The organism is Mycobacterium sp. NGS29 (genome assembly GCF_059812965.1).
This window is the reverse complement of sequence record NZ_JCALDR010000004.1, coordinates 83,607-98,196: the sequence shown is the minus strand read 5'-3', so window position 1 is coordinate 98,196 and position 14,590 is coordinate 83,607. Positions and strand designations below refer to the sequence as shown.

12 protein-coding genes and 1 pseudogene are annotated in these 14,590 nt (G+C 66.8%); 6 read left to right on the top strand and 7 right to left on the bottom strand.

All coding sequences use genetic code 11. The annotated features are described in order from the left end of the window. Window positions 1–24: 24 nt before the first annotated feature. Window positions 25–1,080: pseudogene (locus tag AC5Y5Z_RS07010) on the top strand (MFS transporter); the annotation flags it as partial. 133 nt (window positions 1,081–1,213) lie between these two features. Here the strand turns inward: AC5Y5Z_RS07010 and AC5Y5Z_RS07005 are convergent. Next, window positions 1,214–2,227 carry a 3-isopropylmalate dehydrogenase gene (locus tag AC5Y5Z_RS07005; protein WP_473138953.1) on the bottom strand — a complete coding sequence of 338 codons (1,014 nt, stop codon included), beginning with the start codon at window positions 2,225–2,227 and terminating at the stop codon, window positions 1,214–1,216. Continuing rightward, window positions 2,224–3,810, bottom strand: a complete 1,587-nt coding sequence (gene serA, locus AC5Y5Z_RS07000; protein ID WP_499924162.1) for a phosphoglycerate dehydrogenase — start codon at window positions 3,808–3,810, stop codon at window positions 2,224–2,226. Before serA ends, AC5Y5Z_RS07005 begins: the two co-directional genes overlap by 4 nt. Before the next feature lie 153 nt (window positions 3,811–3,963). Here serA and AC5Y5Z_RS06995 point away from each other — a divergent pair, with 153 nt between their 5' ends. The 4 genes from AC5Y5Z_RS06995 (at window position 3,964) to wrbA (ending at window position 8,371) form a co-directional block, all read left to right on the top strand. Then, window positions 3,964–5,064 carry a glycosyltransferase gene (locus tag AC5Y5Z_RS06995; protein ID WP_499924158.1) on the top strand — a complete coding sequence of 367 codons (1,101 nt, stop codon included), beginning with the start codon at window positions 3,964–3,966 and terminating at the stop codon, window positions 5,062–5,064. 199 nt (window positions 5,065–5,263) lie between these two features. Further along, the gene (locus tag AC5Y5Z_RS06990; RefSeq protein ID WP_499924154.1) at window positions 5,264–6,724 is read left to right on the top strand and encodes a phytoene desaturase family protein; all 1,461 of its coding nucleotides are present in this window, start codon (window positions 5,264–5,266) and stop codon (window positions 6,722–6,724) included. After that, the gene (locus AC5Y5Z_RS06985) at window positions 6,702–7,772 is read left to right on the top strand and encodes a DUF4185 domain-containing protein (RefSeq protein ID WP_499924150.1); all 1,071 of its coding nucleotides are present in this window, start codon (window positions 6,702–6,704) and stop codon (window positions 7,770–7,772) included. Before AC5Y5Z_RS06990 ends, AC5Y5Z_RS06985 begins: the two co-directional genes overlap by 23 nt. Continuing rightward, window positions 7,769–8,371, top strand: coding sequence for an NAD(P)H:quinone oxidoreductase (gene wrbA, locus AC5Y5Z_RS06980; RefSeq protein WP_463827083.1), 603 nt, complete (start codon window positions 7,769–7,771; stop codon window positions 8,369–8,371). The genes AC5Y5Z_RS06985 and wrbA overlap by 4 nt, the downstream gene beginning before the upstream one ends. A 157-nt stretch (window positions 8,372–8,528) precedes the next feature. Here the strand turns inward: wrbA and ilvC are convergent, their stop codons facing one another. Genes ilvC through AC5Y5Z_RS06965 form a run of 3 tightly spaced genes read right to left on the bottom strand, consistent with a single transcriptional unit; the run spans window position 8,529 to window position 11,978 of the window. Further along, window positions 8,529–9,530, bottom strand: coding sequence for a ketol-acid reductoisomerase (ilvC, locus tag AC5Y5Z_RS06975; RefSeq protein WP_463827186.1), 1,002 nt, complete (start codon window positions 9,528–9,530; stop codon window positions 8,529–8,531). 52 nt (window positions 9,531–9,582) lie between these two features. Further along, window positions 9,583–10,098, bottom strand: coding sequence for an acetolactate synthase small subunit (gene ilvN / locus AC5Y5Z_RS06970; protein WP_463827084.1), 516 nt, complete (start codon window positions 10,096–10,098; stop codon window positions 9,583–9,585). Continuing rightward, window positions 10,098–11,978, bottom strand: coding sequence for an acetolactate synthase large subunit (locus tag AC5Y5Z_RS06965; RefSeq protein WP_463827085.1), 1,881 nt, complete (start codon window positions 11,976–11,978; stop codon window positions 10,098–10,100). Before AC5Y5Z_RS06965 ends, ilvN begins: the two co-directional genes overlap by 1 nt. A gap of 255 nt (window positions 11,979–12,233) precedes the next feature. Between AC5Y5Z_RS06965 and AC5Y5Z_RS06960 the strand changes: the two genes are divergently transcribed. Beyond that, window positions 12,234–12,572 carry a PH domain-containing protein gene (locus tag AC5Y5Z_RS06960; protein WP_499924581.1) on the top strand — a complete coding sequence of 113 codons (339 nt, stop codon included), beginning with the start codon at window positions 12,234–12,236 and terminating at the stop codon, window positions 12,570–12,572. On the opposite strand, the gene AC5Y5Z_RS06955 is transcribed toward AC5Y5Z_RS06960, so the two are convergent. Together AC5Y5Z_RS06955 and AC5Y5Z_RS06950 are read right to left on the bottom strand one after the other, a co-directional pair. After that, a complete protein-coding gene (locus AC5Y5Z_RS06955) occupies window positions 12,573–13,961 on the bottom strand; it encodes a neutral zinc metallopeptidase (protein ID WP_499924580.1) in 1,389 nt (462 codons plus the stop codon). Window positions 13,962–14,050: 89 nt separating this feature from the next. Continuing rightward, window positions 14,051–14,347, bottom strand: coding sequence for a DUF4333 domain-containing protein (locus tag AC5Y5Z_RS06950; RefSeq protein ID WP_499918102.1), 297 nt, complete (start codon window positions 14,345–14,347; stop codon window positions 14,051–14,053). Between the last annotated feature and the right edge of the window lie 243 nt (window positions 14,348–14,590).

The following is a 14,590-nucleotide window of genomic DNA, read 5'->3' as shown; positions in this document are numbered from 1 at the left end:
CGTCGCCTGTGCGAGCATTGGCGGATGCCCGAAGAGCAGGCCGGCGCGGTCAGGCGCTGGTCGATCGTCGTCGTCTCGGTGTTCGTGACGGCAAGTGCCTTCCTCTTCATCAACGGCGTCGCCTTCCTACTCCCCCGGCTGGTCAGCGGACGCGGGACCCCGTTGGCCCAGGCCAGCCTGTTGGCGTCGATGCCCAGCTGGGGCATGGTGGTCACCCTGGTCGCCTGGGGCTACGTATTGGACCGGGTGGGTGAGCGAATCGTGTTGGCGCTCGGTTCGGGCCTCACCGCGGCGGCCGCTTACGCCGCGGCATCGGTGCATTCGCTGCTGGGGATGGGGGTGTTCCTGTTCCTCGGCGGCATGGCAGCCGCCAGCTGCAACACCGCCGGTGGCCGGTTGGTGTCGGGGTGGTTCCCGCCGCAACAGCGCGGGTTGGCGATGGGCATCCGTCAGACCGCGCAGCCCATCGGAATTGCCCTGGGCGCGTTGGTGATTCCCGAACTAGCCGAGCGCGGCGCCCATGCTGGGCTGATGTTCCCGGCGGTGGCGTGCGCGTGCGCAACAGTGGTCAGCATCGTCGCGGTGAAAGATCCGCCGCGCAAGTCCCGCCACACGGCCACCGACACAGAGTTGGCCAGTCCATATCGCGGTTCGTCGACGCTGTGGCGGATCCACGCGGCGTCGGCGTTGCTGATGATGCCGCAGACGGTGACCGTCACTTTCATGCTGGTCTGGCTGATCAACCACCACCACTGGTCGGTGGCAGCGGCCGGCGGGCTGGTGACCATCTCGCAACTGATCGGTGCGGGGGGCCGCATCCTGGCGGGACGGTGGTCGGATCGCATCGGTTCCCGAACCCGGCCGGTGCGCATCATCGCCGTCAGCGCCGCGTTGACACTGTTCCTGCTGGCCCTCTCCGACCAGATGAACACGCGATTCGATGTGTTCCTGATGGTCGCCATTGCGGTGATCGCCGTCCTCGACAACGGTTTGGAGGCCACCGCCATCACCGAGTTCGCCGGACCGTACTGGAGTGGACGCGCGCTGGGCATCCAGAACACCACGCAGCGGTTGATGGCGGCCGCCGGACCGCCGATGTTCGGTGCGCTGATCACCGCCGCCGCATATCCCCTGGCGTGGGCGCTGTGCGGCCTGTTCCCGCTGGCCGCCGTCCCGTTGGTGCCGACCCGCCTGTTACCGCCGGGCCTGGAGACTAGAGCGCGGCTGCAATCCGTGCGCCAGCATCGCTGGTGGCAGGCCGTTCGTCCCCGCGAGTCGCCAAGTATTGGGCTACGGCCCGATCCACCCGCGCTGCCGCCGCGTCCTCACCAAGATGGGCCAGCAGCAGCGCCACCGACATGATCGCCGCGGTCGGGTCGGCGATGCCCTGGCCGGCGATGTCGGGCGCGCTGCCGTGCACCGGCTCGAACATGGACGGATTGGTCCGGGTGGCGTCGATGTTGCCGCTGGCGGCCAGACCGATGCCGCCGCACACCGCGGCGGCGAGGTCGGTGATGATGTCGCCGAACAGGTTGTCGGTGACGATCACGTCGAAGCGGCCGGGATCGGTGGCCAGGAAGATGGTGGCCGCATCGACGTGCTGGTAGGCCACCTCGACGTCGGGGTACTGCGTGCCGATCTCCTGCACCGTCCGCAGCCACAATCCGCCGGCGAACGTCAGGACATTGGTCTTGTGCACCAGCGTCAGATGTTTACGACGCTTGCGCGCCCGTTCGAACGCGTCGGTCACCACCCGGCGCACACCGAACGCGGTGTTGACGCTGACCTCGGTGGCCACTTCGTGCGGGGTGCCGACGCGGATTGCGCCACCGTTGCCGGTGTAGGGCCCCTCGGTGCCTTCGCGCACCACCACGAAGTCGATCTCGGGGTTGCCCGCGAGCGGACTGTTGACGCCGGGGTACAGCCGGGCCGGCCGCAGGTTGACGTGATGGTCCAGCTCGAAACGCATCCGCAGCAGCAAGCCCCGCTCCAGCACGCCGCTGGGTACCGACGGATCCCCGATCGCACCCAACAGGATGGCGTCGTGCTCGCGCAGTTCGGGCACCACCGACTCGGGCAGCACCTCACCGGTGGCGTGGAAACGCCGGGCGCCCAGGTCGTAGGTGGTCTTCTCGACTCCCGGTTTGACGATGTCGAGCACCTTGAGCGCTTCGTCGATGACCTCCGGGCCGATGCCGTCGCCGGCGATGACCGCGAGTCTGGTCATGACAGGTCAACCACTTCGAGCTTGTTGGCGCCCACGGCCTGGGCGATCTCGGCGCGCACGTCGCCCGGAACATCCTGATCCAACCGCAGCAGGATGGTCGCGCTGTCACCCTCGGTGTCCTCGGACAGCTGCGCGGCCTGGATGTTCACCCCGGCCGATCCGAGCAGCGTGCCGATCTTGCCCAGTGCGCCGGGCTGGTCGGCGTAGTTGACCACCAGGTTGATGCCCTGGGCGCGCAGGTCGAAGTTGCGGCCGTTGATCTGGACGATCTTCTCGACCAGCTGCGGCCCGGACAGCGCGCCCGCGACGTTGACCACCGAGCCGTCGGCGGCCACGGCCCGCACGTCGACCACGCTGCGGTGGTTGGGACTCTCGGTGGCCGTGCTGATTTCGGCGGTCACCCCGCGTTCGGCGGCCAGCGCAGGTGCGTTCACAAACGTCACCGAGTCTTCGATCACCGCCGAGAACAGTCCGCGCAGCGCCGACAGCTTGAGCACCCCGACCTCTTCGGCGGCCAGTTCGCCGCGCACCTGCACCGACACCGACACCGGAAGTTCGTCCGACAGCGCCGCGGTCAGCACGCCGAGCTTGCGCACCAGATCCAGCCAGGGCGCCACCTCCTCGCTGACCACGCCGCCGCCGACGTTGACCGCGTCGGGCACGAATTCCCCGGCCAGCGCCAGCCGTACGCTCTCGGCGACGTCGGTGCCGGCCCGGTCCTGGGCCTCGGCGGTGGACGCACCCAGGTGCGGGGTGACGACCACCTGCGGCAGCTCGAACAACGGGCTGTCGGTGCACGGCTCGGTGGAGAAGACGTCCAGGCCGGCGGCCCGGACGTGGCCGTCGGTGATGGCGTCGGCCAGCGCGCCCTCGTCGATCAGGCCGCCGCGGGCGGCGTTGACGATGATGACGCCGGGCTTGGTCTTGGCCAGCGCCTCCTTGTTCAGCAGGCCCTTGGTCTCAGGCGTCTTGGGCAGGTGCACCGAGATGAAGTCCGCGCGGGCCAACAGGTCGTCCAGGGGCAGCAGCTCTATACCCAACTGCGCCGCGCGCGCCGACGACACGTACGGGTCATAGGCGACCAGGTGGGTCCCGAAGGCGGCGAGCCGCTGGGCCACCAGCTGCCCGATCCGGCCCAGACCCACCACGCCGACGGTCTTGCCGAAGATCTCGGTGCCGGAGAACTTCGACCGCTTCCAGGTGTGTTCACGCAGGGTCGCGTCGGCCGCCGGAATCTGGCGGGCCGCGGCCAGCAGCAGGGCCAGTGCGTGCTCGGCGGCGCTGTGGATGTTCGAGGTGGGGGCGTTGACCACCAGCACGCCGCGGGCGGTGGCCGCATCCACATCGACGTTGTCCAGCCCGACGCCGGCGCGGGCGACGATCTTGAGCTTGGGGGCGGCGGCCAGCACCTCGGCGTCGACGGTGGTGGCCGACCGCACCAGCAGCGCGTCCGCGTCGGGCACCGCGGCCAGCAGCTTCTCCCGGTCGGGTCCGTCCACCCAGCGCACCTCAACCTGGTCTCCCAGGGCAGCGACGGTTGATTGGGCGAGTTTGTCGGCGATCAATACAACAGGCAAGTTCACGCGGGCCAGCGTAGCGGCGTTGCCGCGGGCGCGGCAGCAGAGTCCCGGTCGGGCGCCGCGGGTCACCCGCATCGCCCCCGGCGGCGGCCGTCGGCACGACGGAGTCGGGCGGATCTGCCAGCGACCACCAGCGCTGCTGGGTACGATCCGGCCGTGTCCTGCCCTGCACGCCCAGCGATCTGCGTCAACATGATCGTCCGAAACGAGGCGGGGATCATTCGGGAGACCTTGGACAACATCGCGCCCTACATCAGCTCCTGGGTGATCGTGGACACCGGTTCCGACGACGGAACCCAGAACGTCATCCGCGATCACATGGCGCGCCACGGAATTCCCGGGGCGCTCCATCAGCGGCCGTGGCGCAACTTCGGGCACAACCGGTCCGAGGCGTTGGCCCTCGCTCAGGGCCACGGCGACTACATCTGGGTTCTCGACGCTGACGACAAGGTCGTCGGCAACCTCGATTTCGGCCAGTTGGGCGACGACCTCTACCAACTCCGTTATGGCCCGAGCTCCGACATGAATTGGCGACCGAACCTGTTCCGCGACGGGCTGCCGGTCCGCTACGAGGGCGTGATCCACGAGTACGTCATGGTGGACTCCGATTTCAGCCACGACCGAGTCGATGGTGACTACTACATCGAGTCTGGCCGCCTCGGTGCCCGTAACTCGAATCCGCAGCAGAAGTACGAAAGCGACCGCGACCTGCTGCTCACCGAGCTCGAACGTAACCCCGAAGATGCCCGGTCGGTGTTCTATCTGGCGCAAAGCTATTTCGACTTGGGCGATTTCGAGAACGCCCGCAAGTGGTACGAGCACCGCGTCGAAATGGGCGGATGGGCCGAAGAGGTGTACTACTCGATGTACCGTGTCGGAGAGTCGATGTCGTCGATGGGTGCGCCCTGGCCGCAGGTGCAAGACGCCTACCTGCGGGCCTGGGAGTTCCGGCCGACTCGCGCAGAAGCGTTGTACGCCATCGCTTTTCGGTACCGCCTCGATATGCGCTACCGACTGGGCTATCTGTTCGCCAAGCACGCCGCCGAGATCCCGTTACCCACCGAGGACACGTTGAATGTCAGCGCCGATACCTACAATTGGGGCGCGCTCGACGAGGCGGCCGTGTGCGCGTCGTGGATCGACGAGCACGCCGAAGCCGTGACACTCTGGCGGCGCATATTGGCCCGGCCCAACATCCCCGACCTCGATCGGCAACGGATTGCAGCCAACTGCGACAACAGTGCGCGGTTGATTTGAGCTGCTGCATCGACGTCTGGCAGACGGGTGGCCGATGCCTGCCTGCCGGCGGCCGACCCCGCGCTAATGCTCGAGCGGTATCTGTATCTGGAATTCTGTCCGTTCGCTACCGGGCGAGCCCGCGAGCCACACTCTGTGGCTGATACGCGGCCGGCAGGGCACCTGGTTTCTCCGGGACGCCGTCGGCTGTAATGGACGTATGGACGTCACCGTCGTCGGCAGCGGGCCCAATGGGCTTGCCGCGGCCGTCATTTGTGCACGCGCCGGACTGAAAGTCCAGGTGCTGGAGGCCCAGCCCACCTTCGGCGGCGGCGCCCGCACCCAGGTCGACGCCGAATACTCCGGCGTTTCGCACGACGTATGTTCGGCGGTGCACCCGTTGGCGATCGCGTCCCCGTTCTTCGCCGAATTCGATCTGGCCGCACGGGGTGTGCAACTGGCCATCCCGGAAATCTCCTACGCCAACCCGCTTCCGGACCGCCCGGCCGCGATTGCCTACCGCGATCTGCAGCGCACCTGTGCCGAGTTGACCGATGGCACGTCCTGGCGACGCTTTCTGGGCCCGTTGGTACGCGACGACGACGCGGTGGTGAACTTTCTGCTCGGCGACAAACGGTCGGTCCCCGGTTCGTTGCTCACCACGGCGCGGTTGGGCATGCGGCTCCTGGCTCAGGGCACCCCGGCGTGGGCCACGCTGGGGGGTGAGGATGCCCGCGCATTGTTCACCGGCGTTGCCGCCCATGCGATCACGCCGTTGCCGTCCCTCGCGTCGGCGGGCGCTGGATTGATGTTGGCCACTCTCGCCCATTCGGTCGGGTGGCCTGTTCCGGTGGGTGGCACCCAGCTGATCTCCGATGCGTTGATCGCCGATCTGCGCGCGCATGGCGGTGAGTTGACGGCCGGCGTCGAGGTCACGTCTGCGCCGGATTCGGTGACCATTTTCGACACCGCGCCCACCACTCTGCTTCAGGTGTACGCAGACACAATTCCGGCCGGTTACGCGAAAGCATTGCGCCGCTATCGTTTTGGCTCAGGCGTCGCGAAGGTGGATTTCGTGTTGAGCGGTGAAATTCCGTGGGCGGACACGCGACTGCGCAACGCCCCGACGCTGCATCTCGGCGGTACCCGCGCACAGATGGCGCGCGCCGAGGCCGAGATCGCCGCCGGCCGGCATGCGGAATCGCCGATGGTGCTCGCCTCGTTGCCGCACCTCGTCGATCCCGGCCGGGTCGACGAGGCCGGCCGCCGGCCGTTCTGGACCTATGCTCACGTGCCGTCGGGGTCCAACGTCGACGCCACCGAAACGGTGACGGCCGTCGTCGAGCGGTTCGCGCCCGGTTTCCGCGACATCGTGGTAGCGGCCCGCGCGGTGCCGGCGGCGGCGATGGCCGACCACAACGCCAACTACGTCGGTGGGGACATCGCGGTAGGCGGGGCGTCGGTTCTTCGGGCTACGCTGGGCCCGACGCCGCGGCTGAACCCTTGGAGCACACCGATTCCCAAGGTTTACCTGTGTTCGTCCGCCACCCCGCCGGGTGCCGGTGTGCACGGGATGGCGGGCTATTACGCGGCCCGCACCGTGCTGCGTCGTGAATTCGGCATCACTGAGATGCCCGGACTGGGCCCCGCAGCAGCGGATGATGCGACCGCAACGCGGTAGCGCGCTCAACCTCGGGTCGGTCGCCGGTACCGGCTCGAGGGTCGGGATACCGGGGATCGGTGCAGCGGACCTGGGCGAAGTCGTGCAACTCCCCGATGGGCGGTATGTCGCCATTTTCGGGGACGCGTTCGGCGGCGATCATGTCGGCGCCGAGCTGCACTACGCGTCGGTGGCGGTGCCGGTGGCGTTCGACGCCAACGATCGCCCGAGTTTCGGTGCTCCGCTGACCGGGCCGACGAACAGCCCGAATGTGTTGTTCCCCACTCCCCCACCGGCCCGCGGCTCCAACACACTGCCGGCGGGCAGCATCCGGATGCGCGACGGCACCACCTTCGTGATGGTCACGGGCACAACGAGTTTGCGGCCCGACGGCGGCTCCTGGCTGGTTCTGGTTACCAACGATCCCGGGTCGGGCTGGCCGCCGGTGCGCGGATCATGGCGCCCCTGGACACCCGGCGAACACGGAACCAGCCCGCTCAGCCACCCTACCCAGATCAGCGGATACCAGGCCGCCGACGGTTTCGTCTACATCGCCGCCGACTCGTTCGACCGCTCCCAGCCGGTAACCATGTATCGCGTCGCCGCGGGGCGGGTAGCCGACCGCGGCGTCTGGCGGCCCTGGACCGGTGCCGGATGGGGCGCACCCGGCAAGGTCGCCACCGTACCGATCGGCCGGGACCGGTTCGGTGAACTCAGCTTCCGGGAGATCGACGGCCGACCGGTGCTGGCCGGCTTCAACGCGTCCAACGGGCCCGGTGCGGTCGAGGTGCACGTCGGTTGCGGCAGCCCACCAGAAGTGCTCGCGCCGAACGCGTCTCGCACGATCGTCGTACAACAACACGATCCGGATCTACCCAACTTCGTCCCGCAGAACTACGGGGGTTACCTTGTGCCGCTGCCTGGTTCAACGCTGGACAAGCTGAATCTGTTCGTCAGCCAGTGGCACACCCCCCACGATGGCCAGGGACGTCCGATCGGCCCACAGATCTACAACACCCAGCACATCGTCGTCAATGCCAACCGGGACCGGCCTACGCTGACCTCATGACCAAACTCGCGATCATTTACTACTCCGCCACCGGCCACGGCACCACGATGGCCAAGCGCGTCGCGGCCGCCGCCGAAGCCGCGGGCGCCGAGGTCCGGCTACGCCACGTGGCAGAGACCCGCGACCCCGACTCGTTCGCGCACAACCCGGCGTGGACGGCGAATTACGAAGCGACCAAAGACCTTCCAGCAGCCACCGGCGACGACATCGTGTGGGCCGACGCGGTGATCTTCGGTTCCCCCACCCGCTTCGCCGCCACGACATCGCAGTTTCAGACGTTCATGGACTCGCTCGGGGGTCTGTGGGCCCAGGGCAAACTGGCCGACAAGGTATACGCGGCATGGACGTCCACCGAATCACCACACGGCGGGCAAGAGACCACGCTGGTCAGCCTCTACATGTCGTTGATGCACTGGGGCGGGATCCTGGTGCCGCCCGGATACACCGACCCGCTGAAGTTCGTCGACGGCAACCCCTACGGGGTGAGCTTGGTCGCCAACCGCGAGAACATCACCGAGCTCGGCGAAGCCACGATCAACGCACTGGATCATCTGGCCCGGCGGGTGGTCTCGGTGGCAGGGCGACTGGCCGCCGGTTGAGCGGGCCGCCCGTCGCGCTGATGCGGCACCCAAGTCCGCCGAGCGTCACGCTGGAGCAACGATCGGCGCCGAACGCCACTCTGGCGTGACGCTCGGCCCGCCGAACGCCACTCTGGCGTGACGCTCGGCGCCCGAGGTGCGGTAGGGCTGCCCGCCGCTAGGCGGTCTCGGTGATCGGGCGGTCCACCCAGCTCATCAGATCGCGCAGCTTCTTGCCGGTGACCTCGATGGGGTGCTCGGCGTTCTCCTTGCGCAGCGCCTCGAGCTCCTTGTTGCCGCCCTCGACGTTGGCCACCAGCTTCTTGGTGAAGGTGCCGTCCTGAATGTCGCGCAGGATCGCGCGCATCCGCTCCTTGGTGTCGGCGTCGATGACGCGCGGGCCGGACAGGTAGCCACCGAACTCCGCGGTGTCGGACACCGAGTAGTTCATCCGGGCGATGCCACCCTCGTACATCAGGTCCACGATCAGCTTGAGTTCGTGCAGCACCTCGAAGTAGGCCATCTCCGGCGGGTAACCCGCCTCGACCATCACATCGAAGCCGGTCTTCACCAATTCCTCGGTGCCGCCGCACAACACGGCCTGTTCACCGAACAGGTCGGTTTCGGTCTCGTCTTTGAACGTGGTCTTGATGACGCCGGCGCGGGTACCGCCGATGGCCTTGGCGTAGGACAGTGCCAGCGCCTCACCGTTGCCGGTCGGGTCCTGGTCCACAGCGATCAGCGCGGGCACACCCTTGCCGTCGACGAACTGACGGCGCACCAGGTGGCCGGGGCCTTTGGGGGCGACCATCGCGACGGTGACATTGGCCGGCGGCTTGATCAGGTCGAAGTGGATGTTGAGCCCGTGGCCGAAGAACAACGCGTCGCCGTCGTTCAGATTGGGCTCGATGTCGTTGGTGAAGATCTCGGCCTGCGCGGTGTCGGGCGCCAGCAGCATGATCACGTCGGCCCACTTGGCCACCTCGGCGGGCGTGTCGACCTCGAGGCCCTGCTCCTCGACCTTGGCCCGCGACTTCGAACCCTCTTTGAGGCCCACCTTCACCTCGACGCCGGAGTCGCGCAGGCTCAGCGAGTGCGCGTGCCCCTGGCTGCCGTAGCCGATCACTCCGACCTTGCGACCCTGGATGATCGACAGGTCTGCGTCGTCGTCGTAGAACATCTCCAATGCCTCTGGCACGTCTCTATCTCCTTGTAGTTGGGCAGCGAAAAATCTACTTGGCGGTGCCGATGCCGCGCGAACCGCGGGCCATGGACACCACGCCGGATTGGACGATCTCCTTGATGCCGAACGGCTCCAACAGCCGCAGCAGCGCTTCGAGCTTGCCGCGGTTGCCGGTGGCCTCGACGATCAGCGACTCCGGGGACACATCAATCACATTGGCGCGGAACAGGTTTGCCGCTTCGATCACCTGACTACGGGTGCCCGCGTCGGCTCGCACCTTGATCAGCGCCAACTCGCGGTCCACCGAATTGTCGTTATCCTGCTCGACGATCTTGATCACGTTGATCAACTTGTTGAGCTGCTTGGTGATCTGCTCGAGCGGAGTCGCCTCGGCGGAGACCACGATGGTCATCCGGGACATGTCCTTCTGCTCGGTCGCGCCCACAGCCAGCGACTCGATGTTGAAACCGCGCCGGGAGAACAACGCCGCAACGCGGGCCAGCACGCCGGGCTTGTCTTCGACCAGCACCGACAAGGTGTGGGTCTTCGTCGAACCGGTAGCCATCAGGCGTGCCCTTCGGTGATGTCGTCGAACAGGGGACGAATCCCGCGCGCAGCCTGGATCTCGTCGTTGCTGGTGCCGGCGGCGACCATCGGCCAGACCTGAGCGTCGGCGCCGACGATGAAGTCGATCACCACCGGGCGGTCGTTGATCTCGCGCGCCTTCTGGATCATGTCGGCGACGTCTTCCTCACGCTCGCAACGCATTCCGACGCAACCCAGCGCCTCGGCCAGCTTGACGAAGTCGGGAATGCGGTGCGAGTGCGTGGCCAGGTCGGTCTGGGAGTACCGCTCCTCATAGAACAGGGTCTGCCACTGCCGCACCATGCCCAGGTTGCCGTTGTTGATCAGCGCCACCTTGATCGGGATGCCTTCGATGGCACAGGTGGCCAGCTCCTGGTTGGTCATCTGGAAGCAGCCGTCGCCGTCGATCGCCCACACCTCGGTGTCGGGCAACGCGATCTTGGCGCCCATGGCCGCCGGGATCGCGAAGCCCATGGTGCCCAGACCGCCGGAATTCAGCCACGTGCGCGGCTTTTCGTATTTGATGAACTGCGCGGCCCACATCTGGTGCTGTCCGACCCCGGCCACGTAGATGGCGTCCGGGCCGGCGATCTCACCGAGTTTCTCGATGACGTACTCCGGTCCGAGGCTGCCGTCGCTCTGCGGGTCGTAGCTCAGCGGGTAGGTCTTGCGGACCCCCTCCAGGTACTCCCACCAGCCCGTCATGTCGATGTTGCCGGGCACCTCGTAGTGGCGCAGCATCTCGATCAATTCGGTGATGACGTTGCGGACGTCGCCGACGATCGGCACGTCGGCGTGCCGGTTCTTGCCGATCTCGGCGGGGTCGATGTCGGCGTGGATGACTTTGGCCTCGGGCGCGAACGAGTCGAGTCGTCCGGTCACCCGGTCGTCGAAGCGGGTGCCGAGCGCGATCAGCAGGTCGCTGCGCTGCAGCGCCGCCACGGCGCCGACCGTGCCGTGCATGCCCGGCATGCCGAAGTTCTGCGGGTGGCTGTCGGGGAACGCGCCGCGCGCCATCAACGTGGTGACCACCGGGATTCCGGTCAGTTCGGCCAGCTGCCGCAGTTGCTCGGTCGCCTGACCGCGGATCACCCCGCCGCCGACGTAGAGCACCGGCTTGCGGGCGGCGGCGATCAGCTTGGCCGCCTCGGCGATCTTGCGGTTGTGCGGCTTGGTATTCGGCTTGTAGCCGGGCAGATCCATCCGCGGCGGCCAGCTGAAGGTGCACTGGCCCTGCAGCACGTCCTTGGGGATATCGACGAGAACAGCGCCAGGACGCCCACTCGCGGCGATGTGGAAGGCCTCGGCGATCACCTGCGGGATCTCGTCGCCGGTGCGCACCAGGAAGTTGTGCTTGGTGATCGGCATCGTGATGCCGGAGATGTCGGCCTCCTGGAAGGCGTCGGTGCCGATCAGCTGTCGTCCGACCTGACCGGTGATGGCCACCACCGGGATGGAGTCCATCTGTGCGTCGGCCAGCGGGGTCACCAGGTTGGTGGCACCCGGGCCCGAGGTCGCCATGCACACCCCGACGCGACCGGTGGCATGGGCGTAGCCGCTGGCGGCGTGACCGGCGCCCTGCTCGTGGCGGACCAGCACGTGACGCAGCTGCTGGGAGTCGAACAGCGGATCATAGACGGGCAGTACCGCGCCGCCCGGGATGCCGAAGATGACGTCGACGTCGAGCGCCTCCAACGATCGGATCACCGCCTGGGCACCGGTAACTTGGTGCGGCGCAATGCGTTTGGGCTGGCCCGTGGCCGGCTTCCGCGCGGCTTTGCCGGCATCGGAGGCGATGCTGGCCGCCTTCTCGGATGCGGGCGTGGGGGCCGGTGCCGGTGACTGCGTGGGTGCGCTCACTGTGTCCTCTTCGGGTGTTCTTCTTCGGCGTCTCGGGGCAAGAAAAAACCCCCGTCAGCTGGGCTGCTGTACGAGGGTCGCGTTGGTGCTCGATAGAGCTAGTCAGGCACCAACGCGCCGACTAAGTACTACGAGCATTCCAGACTTCATAGCGTCCGACGGTAGCCTTCGCACTGCTCAGCAGTCAAATCCCAGCGGCGATGCGATGATGCGTGGGTGGTTACCAAGTCGCCCGTCGTGCTCAAAGTGTCCCCGATGGCGCATCTCGCGGTGGGTTTCCTGACGTTGTGCCTGCTGGTCCCGGTACTGGCGTGGCCGCCAAGCGCTCCGGTGCTGGTGATCCCGGTGCTGCTGTCGGCGCTGATCGTCCGGCTGCGCACCGTGGCCGATGCCGACGGCGTGACGGTGCGGACCCTGCTCGGCAGCCGGTCGGTGGCGTGGGACGACATCGACGGGCTGCGGTTCCACCGCGGTTCCTGGGCGCGCGCGCACCTCAAGAGCGGCCCTGAGCTGCGGCTACCCGCCGTGACATTTGCAACGCTGCCGTTGCTGACCGAAGCCAGTGCCGGACGGGTTCCCAATCCGTACCGCTGATCAGGCGATTCGGTTGAAGCACTCCTCGATGTTGTCGAGTACGCCCGCCCGAAACGCGATGATGCGGGTGAAGCCGGCCGGGGTGTTGCCACCGTTGACGTCACTGGCGGCTACACCGTTCATCAACAACCCGATCAGCGCCTTGTCCAGGTCACCTGCCGTCAGCACCAGTTGCTTGCCGGAGGGGATCGAGACGGGCTGCGCCATGCCGCGCTGAGCGGCACCGGTCAGACACGCCGTCCGCACCGCGGTCATCGGCGTGTCCAGCGACAAACTCCGCTCGCGCTGCACCGCCAGCGCGTACCTCGAGGCGACGATGGACAGCGCGGTGTTGTCGCCCTGCAGCATCTGCGGATCGGTCATTCCTTTGCGGCCGCCGGGTTTGCCGATCTGCTGCAGGCTCGCCAGGTCGGCGATGACGGTGTTGCTCGCCGGGCAGTACGAGGCGCCCTGGGTGGGCTTGGCGTCCGAGCAGCCGCTGGACGTAAACGACAGGGTGGGCGGCGATTTCGGCGCAAACACCACGTTGAGGATGTCGACCAGCGTCTGAACGGTGTCTTCGTTCACGGTGACCTCGCCGGCCTCCGTGCCACCGGAGGAGCTTTCCTGCAAGGCCACCGGCAGGCCCTCACGGCGCTTCTTGATCTCGGAGGTGTCGATCTTGGCGCAGGTCCCCGACCCGCTGTCGAAGCCCATCTGGAACGCGCTGACCCGGTCGAACCCGGAGCCGTGCTCGGAGTCTTCGGACTCCTCGTATTCTTCCTCGTTCATGATCGGATCTGATGTCTTCAACATTCCGGCGATCACATGGCTCAACGCGTCGCCGGTGCTCAGCGTGAACCGTGACGAGTGGCCCGCCGCGACCCACTGCAGATAGACCCCGGCGAAACAATCCGCCTGCTGCTCCATGACGATCGTCGGGGTCCGCGAACTGATCAATCCCCCGTTGTGCTGCAACGAGTGCCCGAATTCGTGGGCGAGAATCCCGACCACCGCCATATCGCCGAAATACTTCTGCGCCGCGGGGAACAACTGGCCCCGGTCCCATTTGACGAGATTGCAGCTCGGCGAGTACGAGGCATTGATAGACCCGGCGGACCTGTTCCGGCAGATGACCGGACTGCGCGAATCGCGCGAGTCATAAGACCAGACTTCACTGACGGCTTTGAATGGACGTTTGGCGGCGTCGGGCCAATTCGCCTTCCAGAATTCTTCGATGTCATTGAGTGCCAACATGGACAACCGGTCGATTTCGCCGTTGTCGGAGTTTTTCACCGTCCCGGTCGGTTTGGGCGCGTTCAGGCGGGGGCCGCTGGGCCCCTCACTCAGCGGCAGCCCCCCGACTTCGGTGGGGTCGTAGACACCTGACACGGCCCGTCCACTGACCATGGTCGTCTTGCCCGACGAACTGCAGCCGGCCAGGGCCAGACACGTAATCGCGGTCACGGCAACAACTTTGCCCCACTTCGTGGCCCGCTTCACTTGCCGCCGTCCAACTGGGGCAGCCCCACCTCGTAAGTGCCGTCGTCATCTTTGAAAGTCACCTTCACCTGGCGCGACTTTCCGCGAACGTTGACGGTGCAGGTGAAACTCTCACCTTTGTCGACCGTAGGGTCTTGGCCGCCATTGCATTTGACGTCCTTGATGTCACCGGAGCTGTAACCGATGACCCGGTCCAACAGGACTTGTTGCACCTGCGCCTGCACATCGGCGACGGCGATTTTCTTGACGTCCTGATTCACCACCGCGGTCACGAGCACAACGACGATGACCACAATCAAGGCGGCGACAATTCCGCCGATAATCAGGATTGGTTTATTCTTCGATCCGCTTTTCTTCGGCAGACCGGGCGGCGGACTGGGCTGACCGTATTGCCCCGGGGGTGGAGCATATTGGCGCGCCGGCGGTTGACCGTATGGTCCCGGCGGGTGACTGTAAGGCCGCGGCGGCTGACCGTATTGCGGCGGTCGCTGTACCCACGGGTTGCCGGGCTGCGGGGGATATCCGGCCGGGCGCCG